The sequence below is a fragment of the Rhodopseudomonas palustris genome (assembly GCF_013415845.1).
GTDB classification, from domain to species: domain Bacteria; phylum Pseudomonadota; class Alphaproteobacteria; order Rhizobiales; family Xanthobacteraceae; genus Rhodopseudomonas; species Rhodopseudomonas palustris_F.
The window spans coordinates 2,364,072-2,386,457 of sequence record NZ_CP058907.1 but is presented as its reverse complement, the minus strand read 5'-3'; the positions used below and the strand labels follow the sequence as shown (position 1 = coordinate 2,386,457).

24 protein-coding genes are annotated in these 22,386 nt (G+C 65.0%); 12 read left to right on the top strand and 12 right to left on the bottom strand.

Annotated elements, in window-relative coordinates:
* Positions 1–86: 86 nt before the first annotated feature.
* The 5 genes from HZF03_RS10925 to HZF03_RS10905 all read right to left on the bottom strand — a co-directional run bounded on the left by HZF03_RS10925 (position 87) and on the right by HZF03_RS10905 (position 4,317).
* On the bottom strand, positions 87–1,004 hold the full coding sequence (locus tag HZF03_RS10925; protein WP_119018767.1) for an SDR family NAD(P)-dependent oxidoreductase: 918 nt from the start codon (positions 1,002–1,004) through the stop codon (positions 87–89).
* Between the two features lie 19 nt (positions 1,005–1,023).
* Positions 1,024–1,491, bottom strand: coding sequence for a MaoC family dehydratase (locus HZF03_RS10920; RefSeq protein WP_011157740.1), 468 nt, complete (start codon positions 1,489–1,491; stop codon positions 1,024–1,026).
* 91 nt (positions 1,492–1,582) lie between these two features.
* Positions 1,583–2,557 carry an NADPH:quinone oxidoreductase family protein gene (locus HZF03_RS10915; protein ID WP_119018768.1) on the bottom strand — a complete coding sequence of 325 codons (975 nt, stop codon included), beginning with the start codon at positions 2,555–2,557 and terminating at the stop codon, positions 1,583–1,585.
* Positions 2,557–3,177, bottom strand: a complete 621-nt coding sequence (locus HZF03_RS10910) for a 2-hydroxychromene-2-carboxylate isomerase (RefSeq protein ID WP_119018769.1) — start codon at positions 3,175–3,177, stop codon at positions 2,557–2,559. Before HZF03_RS10910 ends, HZF03_RS10915 begins: the two co-directional genes overlap by 1 nt.
* Positions 3,178–3,597: 420 nt before the next feature.
* Positions 3,598–4,317, bottom strand: coding sequence for a glutathione binding-like protein (locus HZF03_RS10905; RefSeq protein ID WP_119018770.1), 720 nt, complete (start codon positions 4,315–4,317; stop codon positions 3,598–3,600).
* A gap of 151 nt (positions 4,318–4,468) precedes the next feature.
* On the opposite strand from HZF03_RS10905, the gene HZF03_RS10900 reads away from it, so the two are divergent.
* Positions 4,469–5,491 (top strand): methionine synthase, encoded by a 1,023-nt coding sequence (locus HZF03_RS10900; protein WP_119018771.1) that lies wholly within the window; start codon positions 4,469–4,471, stop codon positions 5,489–5,491.
* Between the two features lie 194 nt (positions 5,492–5,685).
* On the opposite strand, the gene HZF03_RS10895 is transcribed toward HZF03_RS10900, so the two are convergent.
* The 3 genes from HZF03_RS10895 to HZF03_RS10885 form a co-directional block, all read right to left on the bottom strand.
* Positions 5,686–6,360 (bottom strand): hypothetical protein, encoded by a 675-nt coding sequence (locus HZF03_RS10895; protein WP_119018772.1) that lies wholly within the window; start codon positions 6,358–6,360, stop codon positions 5,686–5,688.
* Positions 6,361–6,597: 237 nt separating this feature from the next.
* Positions 6,598–7,119, bottom strand: coding sequence for a xanthine phosphoribosyltransferase (gpt, locus tag HZF03_RS10890; RefSeq protein ID WP_012495731.1), 522 nt, complete (start codon positions 7,117–7,119; stop codon positions 6,598–6,600).
* Positions 7,120–7,272: 153 nt separating this feature from the next.
* Positions 7,273–8,010 (bottom strand): competence/damage-inducible protein A, encoded by a 738-nt coding sequence (locus HZF03_RS10885; protein WP_119018773.1) that lies wholly within the window; start codon positions 8,008–8,010, stop codon positions 7,273–7,275.
* Between the two features lie 223 nt (positions 8,011–8,233).
* Between HZF03_RS10885 and HZF03_RS10880 the strand changes: the two genes are divergently transcribed.
* From HZF03_RS10880 to HZF03_RS10855, 6 genes are all read left to right on the top strand, one after another.
* Positions 8,234–9,652, top strand: a complete 1,419-nt coding sequence (locus HZF03_RS10880) for a circularly permuted type 2 ATP-grasp protein (protein ID WP_011157732.1) — start codon at positions 8,234–8,236, stop codon at positions 9,650–9,652.
* Positions 9,653–9,803: 151 nt separating this feature from the next.
* Positions 9,804–10,748, top strand: a complete 945-nt coding sequence (locus tag HZF03_RS10875; RefSeq protein WP_011157731.1) for an alpha-E domain-containing protein — start codon at positions 9,804–9,806, stop codon at positions 10,746–10,748.
* Positions 10,749–10,797: 49 nt separating this feature from the next.
* Positions 10,798–11,625: a transglutaminase family protein gene (locus tag HZF03_RS10870; RefSeq protein ID WP_011157730.1), complete on the top strand. Its 828-nt coding sequence runs from the start codon at positions 10,798–10,800 to the stop codon at positions 11,623–11,625.
* Between the two features lie 212 nt (positions 11,626–11,837).
* Complete coding sequence (locus HZF03_RS10865) at positions 11,838–12,584, top strand: proteasome-type protease (RefSeq protein WP_011157729.1); 747 nt, start codon at positions 11,838–11,840, stop codon at positions 12,582–12,584.
* 18 nt (positions 12,585–12,602) lie between these two features.
* Entirely contained in the window at positions 12,603–13,103 is a 501-nt protein-coding gene (locus tag HZF03_RS10860; protein WP_119018774.1) for a GNAT family N-acetyltransferase, read from the top strand.
* 32 nt (positions 13,104–13,135) lie between these two features.
* Positions 13,136–13,894, top strand: a complete 759-nt coding sequence (locus HZF03_RS10855) for an SDR family oxidoreductase (RefSeq protein WP_119018775.1) — start codon at positions 13,136–13,138, stop codon at positions 13,892–13,894.
* Positions 13,895–13,913: 19 nt separating this feature from the next.
* On the opposite strand, the gene HZF03_RS10850 is transcribed toward HZF03_RS10855, so the two are convergent.
* Positions 13,914–14,702, bottom strand: coding sequence for a hypothetical protein (locus tag HZF03_RS10850; protein WP_119018776.1), 789 nt, complete (start codon positions 14,700–14,702; stop codon positions 13,914–13,916).
* A 95-nt stretch (positions 14,703–14,797) separates the two neighbouring features.
* Here HZF03_RS10850 and HZF03_RS10845 point away from each other — a divergent pair, with 95 nt between their 5' ends.
* Positions 14,798–15,217, top strand: a complete 420-nt coding sequence (locus tag HZF03_RS10845; protein WP_119018832.1) for a protease inhibitor I42 family protein — start codon at positions 14,798–14,800, stop codon at positions 15,215–15,217.
* Positions 15,218–15,224: 7 nt separating this feature from the next.
* Here HZF03_RS10845 and HZF03_RS10840 read toward each other — a convergent pair whose 3' ends face one another.
* Both HZF03_RS10840 and HZF03_RS10835 read right to left on the bottom strand, forming a co-directional pair.
* Positions 15,225–15,722, bottom strand: coding sequence for a cupin domain-containing protein (locus tag HZF03_RS10840; protein ID WP_119018777.1), 498 nt, complete (start codon positions 15,720–15,722; stop codon positions 15,225–15,227).
* Entirely contained in the window at positions 15,712–16,812 is a 1,101-nt protein-coding gene (locus HZF03_RS10835) for a RuBisCO large subunit C-terminal-like domain-containing protein (RefSeq protein ID WP_119018778.1), read from the bottom strand. Before HZF03_RS10835 ends, HZF03_RS10840 begins: the two co-directional genes overlap by 11 nt.
* A gap of 180 nt (positions 16,813–16,992) precedes the next feature.
* On the opposite strand from HZF03_RS10835, the gene HZF03_RS10830 reads away from it, so the two are divergent.
* Positions 16,993–18,243, top strand: coding sequence for a NupC/NupG family nucleoside CNT transporter (locus tag HZF03_RS10830; protein ID WP_119018779.1), 1,251 nt, complete (start codon positions 16,993–16,995; stop codon positions 18,241–18,243).
* A gap of 242 nt (positions 18,244–18,485) precedes the next feature.
* Here the strand turns inward: HZF03_RS10830 and HZF03_RS10825 are convergent, their stop codons facing one another.
* On the bottom strand, positions 18,486–18,770 hold the full coding sequence (locus HZF03_RS10825) for an usg protein (RefSeq protein ID WP_119018780.1): 285 nt from the start codon (positions 18,768–18,770) through the stop codon (positions 18,486–18,488).
* A 441-nt stretch (positions 18,771–19,211) separates the two neighbouring features.
* Between HZF03_RS10825 and groES the strand changes: the two genes are divergently transcribed.
* The 3 genes from groES (at position 19,212) to HZF03_RS10810 (ending at position 22,359) form a co-directional block, all read left to right on the top strand.
* Positions 19,212–19,526 carry a co-chaperone GroES gene (gene groES, locus HZF03_RS10820; RefSeq protein ID WP_011157720.1) on the top strand — a complete coding sequence of 105 codons (315 nt, stop codon included), beginning with the start codon at positions 19,212–19,214 and terminating at the stop codon, positions 19,524–19,526.
* Between the two features lie 166 nt (positions 19,527–19,692).
* Complete coding sequence (gene groL / locus HZF03_RS10815; RefSeq protein WP_011157719.1) at positions 19,693–21,336, top strand: chaperonin GroEL; 1,644 nt, start codon at positions 19,693–19,695, stop codon at positions 21,334–21,336.
* Positions 21,337–21,672: 336 nt separating this feature from the next.
* Positions 21,673–22,359 (top strand): UPF0149 family protein, encoded by a 687-nt coding sequence (locus HZF03_RS10810; protein WP_119018781.1) that lies wholly within the window; start codon positions 21,673–21,675, stop codon positions 22,357–22,359.
* Positions 22,360–22,386 lie beyond the last annotated feature (27 nt).

The window sequence follows — 22,386 nt, the reverse complement described above, 5'->3', positions numbered from 1 at the left end:
AGCTCCGTCATTCCGGGGCGCTCGCGCCAGCGAGCGAACCCGGAATCCGGATTTGTTCTGCGACTCGACCGAGCCGCAGCACGGTCTCACATCTTGATGCCGAGGCGCGCGGCGGCCTGCGCCACGTACTTCTGCGTCTGCTGGAACGCGCCTTCGAGCGCCTGGGCCTTGGAGTCGTCGCTGATCTCGGCGAAATGCGCGGCGATCGCGTCGGGGGTCCATTCGGACTCCGGCAGGTTGATGCCTTCGGTCTCGATGATCTTGATCTGCGCGAACGAGCCGGCACCGGCGCCGAGCGTGGTGCGGGTCGGCGCGTTGTCGCTCAGCAGGAACAGCACCGCGGGCGTAATCGCCTCCGGCTTCATCAGTTGCAGCGCCTGCGGCGGCAGCAGCTCTTCGGTCATGCGGGTCGCGGCGGTCGGCGACACGGTGTTGACGCGGATGTCGGTCTTGCGGCCTTCCTGCGCCAGCACGTTCATCAGCCCGACGATGCCGGCCTTCGCAGCACCGTAGTTGGCCTGGCCGAAATTGCCGAACATGCCCGACGACGAGGTGGTCAGCACGATGCGGCCGTAGTTGCGCTCCTTCATGCCGTCCCACACCGCCTTGCAGCAGTAGAAGGTGCCGGCGAGATGCACGTCGATCACCTTCTGGAAGTCGCTCAGCTCCATCTTGCCGAACGACTTGTCGCGCAGGATGCCGGCGTTGGCGACCAGCAGGTCGACGCTGCCCCACTCCTTGGTCGCCCTCGCGACCATCTCCTGGACCTGCTCGTAGTTCGACACGTCGGCACCGTCGGCCATCGCAGTGCCGCCGGCCTTCTTGATCTCTTCGACCACCGTCTCGGCCGCGGTCATCGAACCGCCGGTGCCGTCACGCGCGCCGCCGAAATCGTTCACCACCACCTTGGCGCCGAGCGCCGCGAGACCCAGCGCATGCGCGCGGCCGAGACCGTTGCCCGCGCCGGTGACGATGGCGACGCGTCCGTCGAACCTGATAGCCATGTGTATTGCTTCCCCGGATTTATTGTTCGAAGTAGATCAGGCCGAGCCAGTCAGCCACGAGGGCCGAGCGCTTCTCACCCTCGATTTCGACGTTGACGCTGGTACGCGACAACAATTCGCCCGGCTTGCGCAGAGTGGCTTCCGCCAGCATGAAGCGGCCGCGCACGCGCGATCCCGCCTTCACCGGCGAGATGAAGCGCAGCCGGTCGAAGCCGTAGTTGACGCCCATGGTGACGCCCTTGATCTTCGGCATCGCCTCGTAGGAGAACACGCTCAGCATCGACAGCGTCAGGAAGCCGTGAGCGATCGTGGTGCCGAACGGCGTCTCGCGCGCGGCGCGCTCCGGATCGACGTGGATGTACTGCCAATCCTCGGTGCAATCGGCGAACTGATCGATCCGCTTCTGATCGAGCACATGCCATTCCGACACGCCGATCTCGGTGCCGACGAGCTTGATATAGGCGTCGAGTTCCAGTTCAGTGCTCATTCCAACCTCGTTGTTCCGCGCTGCACATTCCACATCGCGAAACCCGCGCCAAGCGAAATCTTCGCTCGCCGCGGGCGCGTGAAATTCCGTGCTACGGGAGCAGCGCGACCCGGCCGATGGCCTTGCGGTCGATCAGCAAACGCATCGCCGGCGCCCATTGCGACAGCGGCAAGCGATGCGACACGTTGGGGCGAAGCACGCCTTTGGCGGCGAGCTCGAGCAGCTTGGCGGTGCGCTGCTCGCCGCGCGCTGGATCGCGCCGCACCGCCTCGCCGGCACGGACGCCGATCACGCTCGCGCCCTTCATCAGGATCAGGTTGGTGCGCGCGAGCCCGATGCCGCCGGTAAAGCCGACCACCAGCAGCCGCGCGCCCCAATTGATACAGCGCACACTGTCTTCGAAGATCTGGCCGCCGACCGGATCGAACACCACGTCGGCGCCGCGGCCCTCGGTGATACGCTTCACCGCATCCTTGAACGGCTCGGCGCCGTAGAGGATGCCGTGGTCGGCTCCGCGCTGCCGCGCCACCGCGAGCTTCTCTTCGCTCGACGCCGCCGCTATCACGGTGGCGCCGAGATACTTGCCGACCTCGACCGCCGCGAGCCCAACGCCGCCGCCGGCGCCGTGCACCAGTAGAACTTCGCCGGGCTGCAGCTGGCCGCGCTCGACCAGCCCGTGCCAGGCGGTGCCGTGGCCGGCCAGATAAGTCGCAGCTTCGGCAAAATCGAAATTCGCCGGCGCCGGCGTGAGCTGCAAGGCCGCAGCCACCACCTCTTCGGCATAGGCGCCGAACCGCAGCTTGACGATCACCCGATCGCCGAGCTTGACGCTGGTCACATCAGCTCCGAGTTCGATGATCTCACCGGCCGCCTCCATTCCAGGAATGAACGGCAGCTCCGGCTTGAGCTGATACTCGCCGGCGCACATCAGGATGTCGGGGAAGTTGATGCCGGCAGCGCGGATCGCGATCCGCACGTCGCCGGGCTTCAATGCCTTGCGTTCAATCTCTTCCAGCCGCAGCGACTCGGGAGGGCCGAGTTCGCGGCATACTACAGCCTTCGGCATCAGGCGGCACCCGCCTTGCGGCGCGCCAGCGCCTCGCGCACCAACGGCAGCCGATCGTTACCAAAATACATGTCGGTTTTGTCCACAAAGATGGTCGGCGAGCCGAAGCCGCCCCGCGCCATCACCTCGTCGGTGTTGTCCTTGAGCTGATCCTTGATGCTCTGCTCCGCGATCGCGGCAAAGAATGCCTGCGGGTCAAGGCCACATTTGGTGCAGATCGCGCTTAGTACGTCGTCCTTGGAGATGTCCTGGTCGTCGCCCCAATAGGCTTCGAACACCGCGGTCGCAAACGGCACCATCGCGTCGGGCTTGTCGCGCAACAGCCAGAGACAGCCACGCATCGCCTTGACGCTGTTCACCGGAAACACGCTGGGCGGCATCTTGATCGCCAAGTTTGACGATCGCGCCCAGTCCGCCAAATCCTTCTTCATGTAATGCGCCTTCAGCGGCACCGGCGTCTTGCGCGATTCATACACGCTCGGATTGACCGAATTGAAGATGCCGCCGACCAAGATCGGCCGCCACGAAATCTCCTCGCCCATCTCCTTCGCCAGCGGCTGGATGTTGTGAAAGGCAAGATACGTCCACGGACTGGAGCAGTCGAAGAAGAACTCGAGCATCGGGATTTCCTCCGTTGTTGTTGATTATTGTTCGTTGTTCAAACTCTCGACTCGTCATTCCGGGGCGCTCGCACCAGGGAGCGAACCCGGAATCCATATCCCCTAGCCTCGCGATCAAGCAACGCGCAACCGACGCCCTGCTCCACCGCCAACGCTGCGGCGTATGGATTCCGGGCTCGCGCAGCTTCGCTGCGCGCCCCGGAATGACGAACGCTTGAGTCCGCGCACGACATCGCTACGCGACAACCGTCATCCCCCGCGGATGCGGGGGATCCAGTATTGCAGAGCGCCGACGTTCGCAACGAACGCTCTGGAATACTGGGTCGCCCGGACAAGCCGGGCGATGACGTCGATGATAGGACTGCGCCAGAAGCTGATCGTCGCCCATCCCTGTTTCGCGCCTTGCGTTGTGCCGCATCATCACTGCTGCTGCGCGCTCTGCGCCTGGGCATCGGCATGCGCCGGCTTGTCGACGCCGAACAGCAGCTTGCGGGCCTGTTCGTCCATCGGCTTCTTGTCTTCCTTGCCAAGGGCGAGACCTGCCTGCAACATCGGACGAGCGCGAAGCGCCGCATACCAGCGCTTGATGTTCGGATAGTCGTCGAGCGTCAAGCCCTGCGCCTTGTGGGTCATAATCCAGGGAAAGCAGGCGATGTCGGCGATCGAGTAGTCGCCGGCGATATAGTCGCGATCGGCCAGCCGCTGATCGAGCACGCCGTAGAGCCGCTTCGCTTCGCGGCTGTAGCGGTCGATCGCGTACGGAATCTTCTCCGGCGCATACAGCAGGAAGTGGCCGTTCTGCCCGAGCATCGGCCCGAGCCCAGCCATCTGCCACATCAGCCACTGCATCACCTCAAACCGCTCCCGCGTCTCGGTCGGCATCAGCTGCCCGGATTTCTCCGCCAGATAGATCAGAATCGTCCCACTCTCGAACACCGACAGCGGCGCGCCGCCGCCGATCGGCGCATGATCCACAATCGCCGGCATTCGTCCGTTGGGGCTGAGCTTGAGGAATTCCGGCTGGTGCTGATCGCCGCGGCCGAGCTGCATCGGCACCACCTTGTAAGGCAGGCCGCACTCTTCCAGCATGATCGAGATCTTCCAGCCGTTCGGCGTCGGCGCGTAATACAGATCGATCATGGCGGCAGGGTCCTCTTGACGGGTTTGCGTCGATCCTAGCCCGGCTTAGGCCGGCTTGTCACCTCGGTCTCGCACTTCTGTACGCCCTGCCGCGGACGTGGCACAGAGGCCGTCAATCAGGCCCCATGTTAGGCTGCAGGGAGAGAACACGATGCTGTTTCCGACCACGATCGCCGGCTCGTTGCCGAAACCGGAATGGCTGGCCGAGCCCAACAAACTATGGGCGCCGTGGAAGTCGACGGGCGCGGAGCTGCTCCGCGCCAAGCGCGACGCCACCATCCTGGCGCTGAAGCTGCAGGAAGACTCAGGGATCGACATCGTCACCGAGGGCGAACAGGCGCGGCAGCATTTCGTCCACGGCTTCCTCGAAGCCGTCGAGGGCATCGACTTCGCCCACAAGGTCGAGATGGGCATCCGCAACGATCGCTACAAAGCGATGGTGCCTCAGGTGGTGGCGCCGCTGCGGCTGAAGGGCCGCGTTCACGGCTTTGAAGGCCAGATCGCGCGCGCGCATAGCACGCACAAGATCAAGTTCACCCTGCCCGGCCCGATGACGATCATCGACACCATCGCCGATCGCTACTACGGCGACCGCGTCAAGATGGCATTCGCCTTCGCCGAACTGCTCAACGAGGAAGCCAAGGCGCTGCAGGCCGACGGCATCGACATGATCCAGTTCGACGAGCCGGCCTTCAATGTCTACATGAGCGAGGCTGCCGACTGGGGCGTCAAGGCTCTGGAGCGTGCCGCGCAGGACCTGACCTGCGCCACCGCCGTCCACATCTGCTACGGCTACGGCATCAAGGCCAACACCGATTGGAAGGAAACACTCGGCGCCGAGTGGCGGCAATACGAGGACATCTTCCCGGCGATCGACGCCAGCTCGATCCAGCAGGTCGCGGTCGAATGCCGCAATTCGAAAGTGCCGCTGGAACTGTTATCGTTGCTGAAGGGCAAGATCGTCCAGGCCGGCGTCATCGATGTCGCCAGCGACGAGGTCGAGACGGCCGAAGACGTCTGCGCCACCATCGAAGCGGTGATGCAGCACGTGCCGAAGAGCAACATCATCGCCACCACCAACTGCGGCATGGCCCCGATGCGGCGGGAGATAGCCGAAGCGAAACTCGCTGCGCTTGGCGCCGGCGCAGAATTGGCGCGGGAGCGGTTTAAGTAGGTCGCCAGTTTTGCCGAGCGAGCCCCAGAAACGCTCTCTCGTTCGTCATTCCGGGGCGCGCGTAGCGCGAACCCGGAATCCATATTCCCCGTGATGATTTTACGCAAAGTGACAGCCGCGGGTGATGTCCCCCGCGCACAGGGGTTATGGATTCCGGGCTCGCTCGCTGCGCGAGCGCCCCGGAATGACGGTGGTCAGTTTGCGCGAGCACTTGGATGCAGTGCGGGTTGATACCCGGCTTCAAGAGCCCTTAGCGTTGACGGTGGCGTGAGTAGGAAGAGACGATCCTGCAAGCCTTCGATCACCGCCACTTCGACCGGCTGATACCCCTCAAACGACCACCGCAGCAGCCCACCCCGCGTGAACAGATAAACAGTGCCGGTGCAGGTACCATCGCGGACGCCGGCATCGTCGGGCATTACGTCCGCGACCATCGATCCATCCGGTAACTCATCGATCGGACACGGCAGCGGATGCAGTCGCTTGGTACGGCCGTCGAGCCGTTCGCGATGCAGTGTGATGTCGATCTGTTTGGCGCTGACGCCTGCGAGCCCGTTGCCATGCGCCCAGGTGGCGGCGAAGGCGTTGGCGTCGGTGCGGCGGCAATAGTAGCAAGGCCGGTGCCCGGCCGCGAGCGCGGTCGCCTCGTCGAGAAAGAACAGCTCGGTCCAGCTCCGCGTCGCCATCACATCGCGGCGGCGGCCGCGGAACTCGCAGGCACAGGTGATCCAAGCGCGACTCGACCAGCGCATGCGCAGCAGCGTCCTGGTCGCCGGATCATGAATGATGCCGCGATTGCCGGTGAACATCCCGCGCGCCGCCACCGCAACGATCTCGCCGAACGGGGTGACGCGGTTCTGCAGGGGCATGCTGACCTCATCAACATCATGGCCAGAACCATCCCCGCGCACGGCGCGCTCCTTCTCCCCGCGCGCGGGGAGAAGGCTGGGATGAGGGGGCGTCGCCACGCCGCCGAGCGCCCTCAATCAGCGATCAGATCACCGGCGACGGCGTCCAGCCACCCGAAAAGCTCAGGCGCGCGGAGAGAGGTGAAGCTGCGGCGCGTGTCAGACCCAGGACGAGAAACTTGCCTACTAGACGTTTCCTTACCCCGCCCCGTCCTTGAGCGGCGGCTGGAAGCTCAGCCCGGTGTCCCAGGGGAAGAATATCCAAGTGTCCTGCGACACTTCCGTGATGAAGGTGTCGACCAATGGACGGCCCTTCGGCTTGGCGTACACCGCGGCAAAATGCGCGTCGGGCAGCATCGACCGCACCATCCGGCCGGTCTTGCCGGTGTCGACCAGGTCGTCGATGATCAGCAGGCCCTTGCCGGTGCCGCCGCCGAGTGTGGCGGTCTGGTCGGAGACGCCCTTGAGCACCTGCAGCTCGCCCTGCTTGTCGTGCTCGTAGCTGGCGATGCACACTGTATCGATCACGCGCAGGCCGAGTTCGCGCGCGACGATCGCGGCCGGCACCAATCCACCGCGGGTGATGGCGATCACCGCGTGGAACGGTCCGAGTTCGTTGAGCCGCCAGCTCAGCGCCCGGCAATCGCGGTGAAACTGATCCCATGACACCGGAAACGGACGCCCTGCCCGTTTCTGCTCGGTCGGTTCGCTTTGCGTCATCCATCCACTCCGACTATTCGTCATTGCAAGCAGCCCGATCGGCGCTTGCGCCGTCCGGGCACAGGCTCCGCAAAGCAATCCAGAGCCACGGTGCACGTGCTTCTGGATTGTTTCGCTCCGCTCCCCGCAATGACCAAAACTACTTGCCTTGGTTCACTTCACGGCCTGCAGGCCCGCCAGCATCTGCTTCACGGCGGTCATCGCCTGCTGCAGCTTTTCCGGATCGCGCGAGCGCACCACCAGATTGGTGTTCGGTTTGCGCTCCTCGTCGAGGAACGGATAGCTCCCGATCATCGTATCCGGATGCGCAGCGGCGATCTCGCGCAACGGGCCGCCGATGTCGCCCTCGCGCGCATTCGCCTTCACCGTCTCCGACAACATCCGGACGCCGGACTTCAGCCGCGGCGCGACGATGTCCATCATCGCCTGCATGATCGACGGCACGCCGGCCATCACGATGACATTGCCGATCTTGAAACCGGGCGCGATGATGGTCGCGCTCTGGATCAGCTCGGCGCCCTCCGGAATCCGCGCCATCCGTAGCCGCGCCTCATTGAGCTCGGCTTCGGAGAACCGTTCGCGGAACCGCGCCACCACCTCGGGGTGATAGTCGATCCCGACGCCGAACGCCTTGGCGACGCAGTCGGCGGTGATGTCGTCATGGGTCGGCCCGATGCCGCCGGTGGTGAAGACGTAGGTGTAGCGGCTGCGCAACGCGTCCAGCGCCTCGACGATCGCGGCCTCATCGTCGGCCACCACGCGCACCTCGCGCAAATCGATCGCGATGTTGGTCAGGTACTCGGCGATGAAGCCGATGTTCTTGTCCTTGGTCCGGCCCGACAGAATCTCGTCGCCGATCACCAGGATACCCGCCGTGACGATCTCGCTCATGAATGCTTCCGTTTCCCCGCTGCGACGTGCCGGCGACAAGTGCTTGCCCGTTCCGAAGACGCCTGCCACTGAATTGAGCAAGACGCCGCCTGAATTGCGGGCAACATTGTGAACCCGCGGTCAAAAACCATCCACTCCTTCCATATCGTGCTGGCCCGCCCCTTGCTACTGCTGTGTTCCATGCTGCACTCTACGCAGCATTGTGAGGAATCAGACTGGTTTCATGGCAGTTGCGTTTGATGAAATGAACGGCCCCGGCGGCGATGTTCGCGCGGCCTATCAGGAATTGTCCCGCTGGCTCGGCGAAACGCCGCCCGAAGCCCTCACCCATCGACGCCAGGAAGCCGAGCTGCTGTTTCGCCGCATCGGCATCACCTTCGCGGTGTACGGCGACGCCGAGGCGCAAGAGCGGCTGATCCCGTTCGACGTCATCCCGCGCATTCTGTCGGCACAGGAATGGGCGCGGATGGAACTCGGGCTGAAGCAGCGCGTCCGCGCGCTCAACATGTTCCTGCGCGACATCTATCACGGCCGCGACATCCTGCGCGCCGGCGTCATCCCCGACGACCTGATCTTCCAGAACCCGGTGTTCCGCCCGGAGATGAACGGCCAGGCGGTGCCGCACGACGTCTACGTCCATATCGCCGGGATCGATATCGTCCGGGTCGACGACGAGCATTTTTACGTGCTGGAGGACAATGCGCGGACGCCGTCGGGCGTCTCGTATATGCTGGAAAACCGCGAGATCATGATGCGGCTGTTTCCGGATCTGTTCGCGCGGCACCGCATTGCGCCGGTCGAACGCTATCCGGATGAGCTTTTGACCGCACTGCGCTCGGTGGCTCCCACACATTCGTCGTCGGAACCGACCGTGGCGCTGATGACGCCGGGCGTCTTCAACTCGGCCTATTACGAGCACTCGTTCCTCGCCGACAAGCTCGGCATCGAACTGGTCGAAGGCCGCGACCTCGTCGTCAAGAACGACGAGGTGTTCATGCGCACCACCGAGGGGCTGAAGCGGGTCGACGTGATCTATCGCCGGGTCGACGACGACTTCATCGATCCTCTCACCTTCCGCCCGGATTCGGTGCTCGGCGTGCCCGGGCTGATGTCGGCCTATCGGGCCGGCAACGTCACGCTGGCCAACGCGGTCGGCACCGGCATCGCCGACGACAAGGCGGTGTACAGCTACATGCCGGACATCGTGAAGTTCTATCTGGACGAAGAACCGATCCTGAAGAACGTCCCGACCTGGCGCTGCCGCGAGCCGAGCGACCTAGCCTATGTGCTCGACCATCTGTCCGAGCTGGTGGTCAAGGAAGTGCACGGTTCCGGCGGCTACGGCATGCTGATCGGCCCCACCGCCACCAAGGCGACGATCGAAGCGTTCCGCGAGAAGCTGAAGCGCGAGCCGGAGGGCTTCATCGCCCAACCGACGCTGGCACTCTCCACCTGCCCGACCTGCACTGAAGCCGGTCTCGCCCCGCGCCACGTCGACCTGCGCCCGTTCGTGCTCACCGGCCGCGACCGCATCACCGTGGTGCCCGGCGGCCTAACCCGAGTCGCGCTGCAGGAAGGCTCGCTGGTGGTGAATTCCAGCCAGGGCGGCGGCACCAAGGATACCTGGGTGCTGGATGAGTAACCTGTCCTTGCCAACCCCCCGGTCGTCATTCCGGGATGCGCCCCAGCGGGGCGCAGTCCCGGAATCCATACTCCCGGCAGGGGTTATGAATTCCGGGCTCGCTCGCTTGCGCTCCCGCCCCGGAATGACGCAGTCCTCGGAATGAACCGCCATGCTGTCCCGTACCGCTGAAAACCTGTTCTGGCTGTCCCGTTATGTCGAGCGCGCCGAATATCTGGCGCGGACCATCGAGGCGACGCTGCGCGTCACCGCCCTGCCGAACACCTATTCGGGCCAGGGCAATGAATGGGATTCGGCGCTGCTCACCGCCGGCGTCAGCGCCAGCTTCTATGCGCAGTATGACGAGGCCAACGAGCCCAACGTCGTCGAATTCCTGTCGATGTCGACCTCGAATCCGTCGTCGATCCGCAACTGCATCGAGGCGGCGCGATTGAACGCACGCTCAGTGCGCACCGCGCTGACGGGCGCGATGTGGGACACCATCAACTCGGCCTGGATCGAACTGCAGGAAAACTGGAGCAAGGGCGCCAAGACCCGCGAGCAGCTAACGCAGTTCCTGCGCTTCGTGCAGGAGACGTCGCTGCGGTTCGACGGCTCGGCCTATCGCACCATGCTGCGAAACGACGCCTATTGGTTCTCGCGGCTCGGCGTGCATCTGGAGCGCGCCGACAACACCGCGCGGATTCTCGACGTCAAATATCACCTGCTGCTGCCCGAAGAGGAGCACGTCGGCGGCCCGCTCGACTACTATCAGTGGTCGTCGATCCTGCGCTCGGTGTCGGCCCTGACCGCCTATCACTGGGTGTATCGCGAGACGCTGAAGCCATGGCTGATCGCCGACCTGCTGATCCTCAACGACAGCCTGCCGCGGTCGCTGGCCTCGTGCTACGGCAATCTGGTGCGCAACCTCGACCAGATCGGCGTCGACTATGGCCGCCAGGGCCCGGCCCAACGCCACGCCCGCGCCATCCGCAACCGGCTGGAACACTCCAACATGGACGACATCTTCCAGCGCGGCGTTCACGAATTCGTTCAGGAATTCATCGCCGACAACAGTCGGCTCGGCGAAATCGTCGCCAAGCAGTATCTTATCTGATCGAGCACAGGCGCGCCCTGCCCGCCGCCGCAACCGGACTCTGGACGCCATGCGCCTGCGCATCACGCACACCACCAACTATCGCTACGAGCCGCCCGCCACCGGCGTGATCCAGGTGCTGCGGATGACGCCGAGCAGCCACGACGGGCAGTACGTCGCCGAATGGCAGATCGACATCTCCTCCGACACCCGGCTGGACATGCATTACGACGCGTTCGGCAACATCACCCATGTGCTGACGGTCGGCGCCACCGAAGATCTCACCATCACCGCGGACGGGCTGATCGAGACCTCCGACACCGGCGGCGTGCTGAAAGGCACCGACGAGCGGTTTCCGCCGCAACTGTTTCTGCGCCCGACCGAGCTGACCGACCTCGCGCCGCCGATGCAGGCGCTGGCGCGCGACCTGCGCGGCGACGGCAGCGGCGATACGATAGGCTTCCTGCACGCGCTGATGACGGCGATCAACAAGCACATCACCTTCGACGATGACCCGACCCATTCCGGCACCACGGCGGCCGAAGCCTTCGCGCTGCGCCGCGGCGTCTGCCAGGACTACGCGCATGTGTTCATCGCCTGCGCCCGCGCCGGCGGCGTGCCGGCCCGGTTCGTGTCCGGGCACTTCCTGCGCGCCGACGGCGTGGTGCATCAGCCAGCCGGGCACGCCTGGGCCGAAGCCCATGTGCCGGGGCTCGGCTGGGTCGGGTTCGATCCGGCCAACGGCATCTGCACCACCGACGCCCACGCCCGCGTCGCGATCGGGCTCGACTATCTCGGCGCCGCCCCTGTGCGCGGCACCCGCTACGGCGGCGGACTCGAGACGCTGACGGTGTCGGTGAAGGTCGATCAGGCCGGCCGGCAGTTTCAGTCGCAATAGCCTGCGCCTTCGGGGGCTGGCCGCCGGCGCGGATGGATTAGAGCGTTTTCGAGCGAAGTCGAAACCGGTTCGCGTGAAGAAAACGCGTCAAGACAAACAACTGGAGCATTTCCGGTTCTGATTCTATCAGAACCGGAAATGCTCTAGTGTCCCGCAGCCGATCGACGCTTCGTGCCGTCGTATTTCCTGTCACCTGTGTATTCGAGGACGAGATGACCTATTGCTGTGGAGTTCTGGTGCGCGAGGGCCTGGTGATGGTCGCAGACACCCGCACCAATGCCGGGCTCGACAACATCTCGACCTTCCGCAAGCTGCACGTTTTCAGCAAGCCTGGCGACCGTATCCTGGCGGTGGCGAGCGCCGGCAATCTGTCGATCAGCCAGTCGGTGCTGTCGACCCTGACCGAAGGTCTCGAAAATGCCGAGACCGGCGAGCGCGAGACCCTGATCAGCGCCTCCAGCATGTTTCAAGCGGCGCAGCTGATCGGCCGCGCGATCCGCCACGTCAACGCCACCGAAGCCCAGGCGCTGAAAGCCGAAGACATCAACTACGAAGTGTCGTTCCTGTTCGGCGGCCAGATCAGGGGCGAGCGGATGCGCCTGTTCATGATCTACCCGGCCGGCAATTTCATCGAATGCACCATCGACACGCCCTACCTGCAGATCGGCGAGCACAAATACGGCAAGCCGGTACTGGACCGCGCCATCACCTTCGACGTCGAGCTTTACGAGGCGCTGAAGACCAGCCTGATCTCGATGGATTCGACGATGCGCTCCAACCTCGGCGTCGGCCTGCCGATCGACGTGCTGGTGGTGCGCACCGACGTCTGTGACGCCGACCTCAACCACCGCATCGAGGCCGGCGAGCCCTACTTCCACGACCTCCGCTCGCGCTGGTCCGCCGCACTCCGGGCCGCCCACAAGAACATCCCGCGCCCGCCCTACAAGGATCAGGCGTGAGGCATCGAGCGAAAGATCATGATTGTGAAGACCGCCACCTGGCGCGGCATGACGCCCGCCGACCTTTCTGCCGTCAACGCGATCGCCGCGGTGGTACATGCGGCCTATCCTGAAGACGCCGCGGTATTCGCCGAGCGACTGGCACTGCATCCGGGCGGTTGCTTGGTTCTCGACACTGCACCAGGCCTCGGCGGCTATCTGATCAGCCACCCGTGGCACCTCAAACAGCCGCCCGCCTTGAACGCGCTGCTCGGCAGCGTCCCTCTGCCGGCCTCGACCTATTATCTGCACGACATCGCGCTGCTGCCGGAAGCGCGCGGCGGCGGCGCGGCTTCTGCGGTGATCAGAGAGCTGGTGCGCCATGCGGCCGGCATCGCCGACAACATCACGCTTGTGGCGCTGTCCGGAACGGTGCAGTTCTGGCAGCGGCAGGGCTTCGCCCGTCTCGCCGATCCAGCGCTCGACGCCAAGCTGAAGAGCTACGACGCCGAAGCGTGCTACATGCAGCGCAGACTGTAACGCGCGAACACCAAAACACAGGGAGGACCACCATGGCGAACGCCACCACCAAGATCGCCCTCGTCACGGGCGCAGGGACCGGTGTCGGCCGTGCCGCGGCGCTGGCGCTGATGCAGGCAGGCTTCACCGTGGTGCTGGCCGGGCGCCGGCTGGAACTGCTGCAGGAGACCCAGAAGCTCGGCGCCGAGTTCGGCGTCAGCCTGCCGGTGGTCGCCGACATGGCCGATCCGGCGTCGATCGCCGCGCTGTTCGACACCATCGTGCAGCGCTACGGCCGGCTCGACGTGCTGTTCAACAACGCCGGCATCGGCGCGCCGCCGGTGCCGTTCGAGGATCTGCCGCTTGAACAGTGGCAGGCGGTGGTGACGACCAACCTCACCGCGCCGTTCCTGTGCACCCAGCACGCGTTCCGGATCATGAAGGATCAGACCCCGCGGGGCGGCCGCATCATCAACAACGGCTCGATCTCGGCGCACGCGCCGCGGCCGTTCTCGGCCGCCTACACCGCCACCAAGCACGCCATCAGCGGCCTGACCAAGGCCAGCAATCTCGACGGCCGCGCCTACGACATCGCGGTCGGCCAGATCGACATCGGCAATGCCGCCACCCCGATGACCGATCGCATGGTGCAAGGCGTGCCGCAGCCTGACGGCCGCACCATCGCCGAGCCGCGGATGGATGCCAAGGCGGTCGGCGATGCGGTGGCCTACATGGCCGGCCTGCCGCTCGACGCCAACGTGCTGTTCATGACGGTGATGGCGACCAAGATGCCGTTTGTCGGACGCGGCTGACGCCGCGTTCGCAGCACGATTACCAGCTGATCACATAGTTGTTGGTGTAAGGACCGCCGCCGGCCCACACATTCTTGGAGCCAGTCAATTCCTGCAGCGCCGGGATATTGGCCGTCGTCTTGGTACCGCTACCGCTCCAGCCGATGCCGTCGAACCTGACGGTGAACTCGTTGGTGGTCTGCACCAGCTTGGGGTCGTCGACGGCGGTGATCTTCATCCGCCCCTGCTGCGCGGCCTCGAGGTCGGCCTCGGACTTGGCGATGACGTCCTTCCAGCCGTCGCTTTCCGGCAGCGTACCGCTGGCGAGGCCATCCTTCATCCGGGCGATCATCTCCGGATAGGTGTCCACGATGGTCTTGACGTGGTTGGCCAGCGCTTCGTCGAGCGTCTTCGGCTGAATGTCGTACAGGCTCTGCAGTCCCTGCACCACGTGATAGATGTTCTGCTCGGCGGTGCTGAGGTTCGACGGATCGAAATCTTTGGGCGGCGGCAAGGTCGCGATCTTGCCGTCCCGCACCAGCGCGCGAACCTGATCGTCGACCACGCCCTTGGCGGCATTCGCAAACGTGCTCGACGCCGCCATGGTCTTGAGCAGGGAGACGGTGCCGGCGCTGCCGGACAACGTGCCGGCCGCCGTGTAGGTCAGCAGCGACGAAGCGGCATTGCTGGACCCGGCGGGATCCCATCCGCCCGAACCCGCGCCGCCTGAGGACGCGGCGGCCGCCTTCCCGGACGATGAGGTGGACCGTGACAGCAATTGCAGCACGGCGACGTCATTATGGTATGACGCGGCACTTCCGATCCGCATGGAAGCCCCCTTCACGATCTGTTGGATCGTTGCATTTGCTGGGTTAATGAATTGATAAGGATATGGGCAACGGGAACCTCATTCCGGGGGCGCAGATGCGGGAATCGTTCAAAACCGTTCGGGCACTGGGACTGCTCGGGCTGCTGGCCGGCACGGTCCTGATCGCAGGCGTCGCGCCACCGCGGGCCGACGACACCGCCGAGACATTGCGCCTCGCGGTCGGTGGCGAAGCCAGCTTCAGCCTGAAAGAGAATCCGTCGACCGGCTATCGCTGGCATCTCGACACCAAAGCGAGCCGCAATCTCGACCTGATCGAGATCTCCGACGCCGGGTACCGCCAGGGCGGCGGGGATGTGGTGCACCAGCCGATGGTCGGTGTCCCCGGCACCCGGTCGTTCCGCATCATCGCGCGCAAGGAAGGTTCCGCCACCGCGGTGTTCGATTACTTGCGCGACTGGGAGAACCAGGCTCCGGCGCAGCGCCACACCGTCACAGTCGAAATCGCGCCGCGCTGACCCGCAGCTACTCTCCGCCGGTGCGAATGAAGTCGGCGATCCGCTCGTCCTTGCGCAGCTCCGCAAGATCGTCCGCCGTCGGCAGTTGCGGCCGATCGCGGGCGGCGTTGACGACACAGAGAAAGCCGAGGCAGTCGCCGCGATTGGCGCGGAATTGATGCCAGGTCATCGGCGGGATGAAGACCAGATCGCCTTGCGCGACATCGCTGATCGTCTCGCCGACCAGGCACCGTCCATGCCCGCGATGGATCATCACCGCATGCACATGGGCGTGACGCTCCAGCGTCGAATAGCCGCCCTCGTCGACCTCGAAATAGCGCCACTCGCAGGCAAGGTTCGGATCCGCAAACAGCAGCTGGCGGGAGACGTCCTGAAACGGCGCCTCGGCGGTCTGCTTGTACGGCATTACCGCGACGCCGTCCCAGCGACCCGGCGCGGTCTGCGCGCGGACCCCAACTCGTTCGCCCGCAGCCGGATGCGGCGTTGCTGCGTTGTCATTGGCCATGGCTTGCCACCTCCGCGGTGAACCGCGCCGCGTGCTCGGTCAGTTGCTCGCCGGCCGCCAGCAGGCTGCCGCCGATCAGCAGCATCACATCGGTCCCATAAAATGCCAGCAGTTCTTTGATGCGATCAATCGCGATGCCGCCGGCCGGAACCGGCAGGCACGGCTTCAGATCGTGCCAATCGCGCCGCGCGGCATCCGCCAGCGCGCGGCAGGTTTCCGGCGTATAGGCGAACCGGCCGCCATGATGCGGGAAGATCGTCGCGTCGGCGCCCAGCAGCCTGAACAGCTTGCCGAGCAGCAGATCCGGAACAATCCGTTGCGCACCGGCCAGCGACGGATGCGCCAGCACGATCAGCCCCTCGGCCTCCTTCGCAATCACGTGGAAATTGGCCAGCCCGACGATCATCGGCATCAGCATCACCGTCGACAGGCCTTCGCGGCGGACGACGTCGAGCTGCCGTCGCATGTCGTCGAGCGAACCGGAGACGTGCGGCGCGTACAGCATCGCGGCGCCGCGGACGGCGCAGGCCTCACGCATCGCACGCGCCACCGCCGGCACGCGCGCCGCGAACGGGCTGAACGCCTGATCGGCAATGCCGTGGTCGTCCTTGATCAGATCGACGCCGCCGAGCGCCAGCCGATGCGCGAGGCCCGCCAGCGCCTCCGGCGCCAACCCTTGCGGCTTCAGTGCAGACCCGGTTAGCGCCCGCCGCGGCGCGCCGAGCTTGGCGCGGAGACCGGAGATGCCGAGCTTCGGCCCGCCGAAGGCGGCCGGATAGGCCGGCGGCAGTTCGACATCGGCCAGCGTGACGTCGGGTTGGATCGAGCTGTTGCCGAACAGCATGTTGAGCAACTGCCCAGGCTCGGCCGGCGCAGTCGCGCTCGCCAGGCTGACTCGCACCGAAAAGCGCGTCTCGCCTATCGGTGCAATGGCCTCGACCCGCCCGACGATCTCTTCGCGGATCTGCCGCTCCGTCACCGCCGCCAGCGGACATTCGACGCTCTGCTCGATCGCAAGCGCCTCGGCCCGCGCGGCGATCTCCGCCGGCGCCGCCGCGACCTGATAGGTGACGATAATCCGCTCGCTCATGTCCAACCCAATATCGCGAAGTCCGAGGTGTCGGACTTGTCTAGCACAACCTGTACGGCCGCACTGTCGCCGCCCACGACGAAGCCGCGATGACGGCCAAGCCGCGGCGGGCCGCGCTTTAGTCGACTTGCCAGCGCGCCCTGCCCTGGCCTACCCATCGGCTTCGGCTCGGGGGACGACATGCTTCAACTGCAATCCGGATTCGGCGTATTCGCGCTGCTGATGCTCGCGTGGGCGTTCGGCGAGAATCGCGACCGTGTGTCGGTGCGGCAGGTCGCGATCGGGCTCGGCATCACGCTTCTGACCGCGGTGGCGATGCTGAAGCTGCCCGGCGCAGCCCAGGCGTTCGGAGCGATCAATGATGCGGTCGGCGTGATCTCGGCGGCGAGCCGGGCCGGCACCTCGTTCGCGTTCGGGTATCTCGGCGGCGCGCCGGCACCGTTCGACATTAAGGCGCCGGGGGCCAATTTCATCCTCGCGTTTCAGGCGCTGCCAGTGGTGCTGGTGATGAGCGTGCTGACCACGTTGTTGTTTTACTGGCGGATCCTGCCGCCGGTGGTGCGCGCCATGGCTTGGCTGCTGAAGCGCACGCTCGGCGTCGGCGGCGCGGTCGGGCTCTCGACCGCCGCCAACGTGTTTCTCGGCATGGTCGAAGCGCCGCTCTTCATCCGCCCTTATCTGGCGCAGCTCACCCGCAGCGAACTGTTCCTAGTGATGACCGGCGGCATGGCCGGCATCGCCGGTACCGTGCTGGTGCTGTACGCCACGCTGCTGGCTCCGGTGCTACCCGACGCCGCCGCGCATTTCGTCATCGCATCGGTGCTTGGCGCACCGGCCGCGATCCTGGTCAGCCTGATCATGGTGCCGGAGACCGAAGCGCGCGCCACCGGCGGCGAGCTCGCCGACCCCGGTCAGATCGCGGTCAGCAGCATGGATGCGATCGTCAAGGGGACCGCGGCCGGCCTCGAACTGCTGCTCAACATCATCGCGATGCTCATCGTGCTGGTGGCGCTGGTGTATCTCGGCAACGCCGTGCTCGGCCTGCTGCCGCACGTCGGCGGCGAGGCGATCACGCTGCAACGGCTGCTCGGTTATCTGATGGCGCCGGTGTGCTGGCTGCTCGGCCTGCCATGGGATCAGGCGGTCACCGCCGGTTCGCTGATGGGGATCAAGACCGTCCTCAACGAACTGATCGCCTATGTCGAACTGGCAAAACTGCCGGCCGATGCACTCGACCCGCGCTCGAAGCTGATTATGCTGTACGCGATGTGCGGCTTCGCCAATTTCGGCAGCCTCGGCATCATGCTCGGCGGCCTCACCGCAATGGCCCCCGAGCGCCGCGAAGAGATCGCCGCACTCGGCCTGCGCTCGATCGTGTCCGGCACGCTCACCACCTGCCTGATGGGCGCGGTGGTGGGGGTGATGACCTGAGCTTTTGAGCTGCGATCACTTTTTCCAGGCCCACCAAGATCGCGACAACCAGTCTCGGTAGCTCGGAACAGCGCCACCATATCGCTGCCATTATGCAGTCGATCCCTGCTCACCATTCACGTCGGGCAATGCAATGTGGACCGCCCTCAACGTGTCGCTCTGCCGCGACGAACGCGACGCGAGGCAACGGTCCACTTATCCGTTGCCGGCCGACGAAGTGACGCCGACCGGCAATAGCTAGTTCAGTGCAGTCTGAAGACGCCGTCGATGGCGCGCAGTTCGGCCGGCTTGATCAGCTTGGAATGCGCGACGGTGACGGCGAACAGCGGCCCTTCCAGCTTCGTCTTCCAGAAACTGAGAAAGTCGTTCAGAGCGGGGAAATCGGGTGCGAGGTCGTAGTCCTGCCACGTGTAGCTCTGCAGCAGCCACTGCCGGTCGGGGCGGCGATAGAGAATCTCGGCCGTCGTCAGACCGTAGCCGAGCACCTGCTTCTTGAAGTCTTCAGAAACTGCACCTCGTTCGACCATAAATCCTCCTTCCCGAACGAGCCATTCCGCAACAGTGGCGACCGGAATTGCGTGGGAATGCCGTCCTTCAGTCTGCTGTCCCCGCGATGGCCGGTTCCGGTCTCCACTTGGCGACCAACGCGCAACTGAAAATGTGACGCAACCGGGCTGGGCATCTCAAGTGCAAAATCGATAGCAAATGCAGAAAAAGTCAGCGTTGGCAGCGACTTAAAGTAAGTGCTAACAGGCCTTCGCGAAGCTACCGCGAAGCAAGGCTTGATCCCTGCCGCATCCTCGTTCACGGTGATTGGCAGATGTTCCGTGCGAGTGCCAAAAATTTCGCGCGCAGCCCTTGTCTCCCCAAAATCCCTCGCTTATCTCGTCGGTGTCGCGCTGGCACTCTTCGCTCGCGACTGCCAATTTCAATTTTCTGAGACAATTCAGAAACTTAGGAGGACTTGCATGAACTTCCGTCCGCTTCACGACCGCGTCGTGGTCAAGCGCATCGACGCCGAAGAGAAGACCGCTGGCGGTATCATCATTCCTGACACGGCCAAGGAAAAGCCCTCGCAGGGCGAGATCGTCGCCGTCGGCCCGGGTGGCCGCGACGAAGCCGGTAAGCTGATCCCGATCGACCTGAAGGTCGGCGACCGCGTGCTGTTCGGCAAGTGGAGCGGCACCGAGGTCAAGATCGACGGCAAAGAGCTGCTGATCATGAAGGAAAGCGACATCATGGGCGTCATCACTGACGTCGGCGCCAAGAAGAAGGCGGCCTAAGGCTTCGCCTCGCCCTCACCCAGAGGCGCCGGCGCAGCCGGCATCTTGAAGGGTGAGCATCGTCCACGTTCATCGCCTCGCCCTTCGAGACGCCGCCCTTGCCCCCTCGGGTTCGGTCGGCTCCTCGGGATGAGGACACAACGATCCAACCCAAGGGAAACCTCTTATGTCCGCTAAAGAAGTCAAATTCGGCGTCGACGCCCGCGACCGCATGCTGCGTGGCGTGGACATTCTCGCCAATGCCGTGAAGGTCACGCTGGGTCCGAAGGGCCGCAACGTCGTCCTCGACAAGTCGTTCGGCGCGCCGCGCATCACCAAGGACGGCGTCACCGTCGCCAAGGACATCGAGCTCGACGACAAGTTCGAGAACATGGGCGCGCAGATGGTGCGCGAAGTCGCCTCGAAGTCGGCCGACGCCGCGGGTGACGGCACCACCACCGCGACCGTGCTGGCCCAGGCGATCGTCCGCGAAGGCGCCAAGGCGGTTGCCGCCGGCATGAACCCGATGGATCTGAAGCGCGGTATCGATCTGGCGGTGGAAGCCGTCGTCGCCGACCTCGTCAAGAACTCCAAGAAGGTCACCTCGAACGACGAGATCGCCCAGGTCGGCACCATCTCGGCCAACGGTGACGCCGAGATCGGCAAGTTCCTCGCCGACGCGATGAAGAAGGTCGGCAACGAGGGTGTCATCACCGTCGAGGAAGCCAAGTCGCTGGAAACCGAACTCGACGTCGTCGAGGGCATGCAGTTCGACCGCGGCTACATCTCGCCCTACTTCGTCACCAACGCCGACAAGATGCGCGTCGAATTCGACGACGCCTACATCCTGATCAACGAGAAGAAGCTCTCCAACCTCAACGAGCTGCTGCCGCTGCTCGAGGCGGTGGTGCAGACCGGCAAGCCGCTGGTGATCGTTGCGGAAGACGTCGAAGGCGAAGCTCTCGCCACCCTCGTCGTCAACCGTCTGCGCGGCGGCCTCAAGGTCGCGGCCGTCAAGGCGCCGGGCTTCGGTGATCGCCGCAAGGCCATGCTGCAGGACATCGCGATCCTGACCGGCGGCCAGGCGATCTCGGAAGACCTCGGCATCAAGATGGAGAACGTCACCCTGCAGATGCTGGGTCGCGCCAAGAAGGTGATGATCGACAAGGAAAACACCACGATCGTCAACGGCGCCGGCAAGAAGGCCGACATCGAGGCCCGCGTCGCGCAGATCAAGGCGCAGATCGAGGAGACCACCTCGGACTACGACCGCGAGAAGCTGCAAGAGCGTCTGGCCAAGCTCGCCGGCGGCGTCGCGGTGATCCGCGTCGGCGGCGCGACCGAGGTCGAGGTGAAGGAGCGCAAGGATCGCGTTGACGACGCGATGCACGCCACCCGCGCCGCGGTCGAAGAAGGCATCGTCCCGGGCGGCGGCGTCGCGCTGCTGCGCGCCTCCGAGCAGCTCAAGGGCCTCAAGACCAAGAACGACGACCAGAAGACCGGCGTCGAGATCGTGCGCCGCGCCCTCTCCGCCCCGGCCCGCCAGATCGCCATCAACGCCGGCGAAGACGGCTCGGTGATCGTCGGCAAGGTGCTCGAGAAGGAGCAGTACGCGTTCGGCTTCGACTCGCAGTCGGGCGAATACGGCGACCTGGTCAAGAAGGGCATCATCGACCCGACCAAGGTGGTCCGCACCGCAATCCAGAACGCCGCCTCGGTGGCCGCGCTGCTGATCACCACCGAAGCGATGATCGCCGAACTGCCCAAGAAGGGTGGCGCCGGCGCCGGCGGCATGCCCCCGGGCGGCGGCATGGGCGGCATGGATTTCTAAGCGAAATCACCATCGCTACAGACAACGAAGCCCGGCGGAAACGCCGGGCTTTTTTGTTGGCGCAAGCGGGGCCGCAAAGGCTCTCGTTGGTCATTCCGGGGGGCGCGTAGCGCAAGCCCGGAATCCATCGCGGAACGCGCGATGAAGCACGGCCGTTGCTCCGCCGTTCTCGATCACGAAGCTCTGCGGATATGGATTCAAGGCCCGCGAGCTTTCGCTCGCGTCACGGCATGACGATCTCGAGGATTGGCGCATTACTTTCTAAGAGCGAGCACCATCGCGCGATCTGCGCTACAGAGGGCGCTCACTCTCTCCACCGCCCGAGCGAACCCGCCCATGGCCAAATCAGCAAACTATCTCGACAGACTCGACGACGCGCTGGAGGCGCTCGGCCCCGACGCCATGCTGGTCGAAGAGCTCGACGGCTTCGTTGCCGGCCTACTGCTGTGTCCCGAACCGATCAAGCCCGGCGACTGGCTGCCGACGGTCTGGCACGTCGGTAACGACGCCTCGCCGCTGACCGATCCCGCGCACGCCAGCCGCGTGTTCGCACTGATCGTGCAGTACTACAATTCCGTCGCCCGTACGCTGTCGGACCACCCCGAGCGCTACCAGCCGCTGCTGCCGGTCGATCCCGACAGCGGCGAATTGGTGTGGCAGGTCTGGATCGACGGCTTCGCGGCAGCGACCGACCTGCGGCCCGAGGCGTGGAGCCGCCTGGACGATGCCGACGAAGCGACAGCGGCCGCGTTCGACGGGCTGCTCGATCTGATCGAGATCGCCGACGCCGAGGCGGACGCCGACGCGGACAGTCAGCCAAGCGACCGCCCTGCGATCACTGCGCCGAACTCCGACCAGATCGCCGGCTGGATCCTGACGCTGAACCGCTGGCGTATCGCCCATGACCCGGCGTCGCGCGAGATCGAATGGGGACCGCCCTCAGCAGCACGCAAAGTCGGCCGCAACGACCCCTGTCCCTGCGGCTCGGGCAAGAAGTACAAACGCTGCTGCGGGATGACCTGAAGCACCGAGGTGCGGCTGCCGCCGGAC

Coding starts and splice junctions, on each gene's coding strand:
- HZF03_RS10880 (WP_011157732.1), top strand. CDS start 8,234: ATGGCAGTTGCGTTTGATGAAATGAACGGCCCCGGCGGCGATGTTCGC.
- HZF03_RS10845 (WP_119018832.1), top strand. CDS start 14,798: ATGCGGGAATCGTTCAAAACCGTTCGGGCACTGGGACTGCTCGGGCTG.
- HZF03_RS10850 (WP_119018776.1), bottom strand. CDS start 14,702: ATGCGGATCGGAAGTGCCGCGTCATACCATAATGACGTCGCCGTGCTG.
- HZF03_RS10825 (WP_119018780.1), bottom strand. CDS start 18,770: ATGGTCGAACGAGGTGCAGTTTCTGAAGACTTCAAGAAGCAGGTGCTC.
- HZF03_RS10920 (WP_011157740.1), bottom strand. CDS start 1,491: ATGAGCACTGAACTGGAACTCGACGCCTATATCAAGCTCGTCGGCACC.
- HZF03_RS10925 (WP_119018767.1), bottom strand. CDS start 1,004: ATGGCTATCAGGTTCGACGGACGCGTCGCCATCGTCACCGGCGCGGGC.
- HZF03_RS10900 (WP_119018771.1), top strand. CDS start 4,469: ATGCTGTTTCCGACCACGATCGCCGGCTCGTTGCCGAAACCGGAATGG.
- HZF03_RS10835 (WP_119018778.1), bottom strand. CDS start 16,812: ATGAGCGAGCGGATTATCGTCACCTATCAGGTCGCGGCGGCGCCGGCG.
- HZF03_RS10915 (WP_119018768.1), bottom strand. CDS start 2,557: ATGCCGAAGGCTGTAGTATGCCGCGAACTCGGCCCTCCCGAGTCGCTG.
- HZF03_RS10830 (WP_119018779.1), top strand. CDS start 16,993: ATGCTTCAACTGCAATCCGGATTCGGCGTATTCGCGCTGCTGATGCTC.
- HZF03_RS10870 (WP_011157730.1), top strand. CDS start 10,798: ATGCGCCTGCGCATCACGCACACCACCAACTATCGCTACGAGCCGCCC.
- gpt (WP_012495731.1), bottom strand. CDS start 7,119: ATGACGCAAAGCGAACCGACCGAGCAGAAACGGGCAGGGCGTCCGTTT.
- HZF03_RS10885 (WP_119018773.1), bottom strand. CDS start 8,010: ATGAGCGAGATCGTCACGGCGGGTATCCTGGTGATCGGCGACGAGATT.
- HZF03_RS10810 (WP_119018781.1), top strand. CDS start 21,673: ATGGCCAAATCAGCAAACTATCTCGACAGACTCGACGACGCGCTGGAG.
- HZF03_RS10910 (WP_119018769.1), bottom strand. CDS start 3,177: ATGCTCGAGTTCTTCTTCGACTGCTCCAGTCCGTGGACGTATCTTGCC.
- HZF03_RS10865 (WP_011157729.1), top strand. CDS start 11,838: ATGACCTATTGCTGTGGAGTTCTGGTGCGCGAGGGCCTGGTGATGGTC.
- HZF03_RS10860 (WP_119018774.1), top strand. CDS start 12,603: ATGATTGTGAAGACCGCCACCTGGCGCGGCATGACGCCCGCCGACCTT.
- HZF03_RS10905 (WP_119018770.1), bottom strand. CDS start 4,317: ATGATCGATCTGTATTACGCGCCGACGCCGAACGGCTGGAAGATCTCG.
- HZF03_RS10855 (WP_119018775.1), top strand. CDS start 13,136: ATGGCGAACGCCACCACCAAGATCGCCCTCGTCACGGGCGCAGGGACC.
- groES (WP_011157720.1), top strand. CDS start 19,212: ATGAACTTCCGTCCGCTTCACGACCGCGTCGTGGTCAAGCGCATCGAC.
- HZF03_RS10875 (WP_011157731.1), top strand. CDS start 9,804: ATGCTGTCCCGTACCGCTGAAAACCTGTTCTGGCTGTCCCGTTATGTC.
- groL (WP_011157719.1), top strand. CDS start 19,693: ATGTCCGCTAAAGAAGTCAAATTCGGCGTCGACGCCCGCGACCGCATG.
- HZF03_RS10840 (WP_119018777.1), bottom strand. CDS start 15,722: ATGGCCAATGACAACGCAGCAACGCCGCATCCGGCTGCGGGCGAACGA.
- HZF03_RS10895 (WP_119018772.1), bottom strand. CDS start 6,360: ATGCCCCTGCAGAACCGCGTCACCCCGTTCGGCGAGATCGTTGCGGTG.